The following is a 977-nucleotide window of genomic DNA, read 5'->3' on the forward strand; positions in this document are numbered from 1 at the left end:
TTTATCGCTACCATGCCATCGCGATTACTGATGAGTGCTCGGTCGCTGGCGTGGTCAAAGCCCATGCAACGATTGAGCAGCATAAACTTGATATCAAACAGATCGTCGGCAGTATGTTCTGGCTCAACGAAGAGTGCCAAATAGTCCTACTTTGCCCCTGCCGTAAAGCTTATGCTGAGATGTGCCGTATCATCACTAACGCGAGACGACGCAGCGAAAAAGGCAGCTATCAGCTTTCTGAGTGGGATCTGATGTCGATTCGTCACTGCTTAGTATTGTGGCTTCCTACCCATCAAGCGAGTGACCATTACTGGGGGCGCTGGCTCAATCAACACCATAGCAATCGACTATGGGTTGCGATTCAACGTCATCTTGGTGGCGACGATGATGCCTACACAAATCACTGCGAGAAGCTAGCTCACGAATTGCAACTGCCTATTACAGCTTGTGGCGGCGTACTCATGCACACGGCTGAGCGCCTGCCTTTACAACATATACTCACCGCCATTAAGCATGGTTGCAGTGTTGATAAGCTGGGCTTTGAACGTCTTTCTAATGCTGAACGCGCATTACGACCACTGAATAAGTTGGTTCGTATCTACAAACCAGAGTGGCTAGAGGAAAGTAAGTACATCGCGGATTTGTGCGAATTCAAATTGTCTGAGCTGAAATACGAATACCCTACAGAACTGATTCCTAATGGCTATACACCAAATTCTTACTTACGAATGTTGGTGGAACAAGGTAAAGAGCGTCGCTTTCCTGAAGGCGTGCCGGAGGACATCAACCAAACCATCGAAAACGAACTGAGGTTGATAGAAGACCTCAAGTACCATTATTACTTTTTAACCATTCATGACATCGTCATGTTTGCTAAACAGCAAGGCATTCTTTATCAAGGCCGAGGATCAGCGGCGAATTCCGTCGTGTGTTACTGCTTAGAAATCACCGCCGTCGATCCAAGACAAATCTCCGTC

The 977-nt window shown here is 47.3% G+C and carries 1 pseudogene; it reads left to right on the top strand.

Annotated features, from left to right (window positions below):
* Positions 1 to 977 (top strand): annotated as a pseudogene (locus R7044_RS24480) (error-prone DNA polymerase); the annotation flags it as partial.

This window comes from Vibrio sp. 1402 (assembly GCF_033340275.1).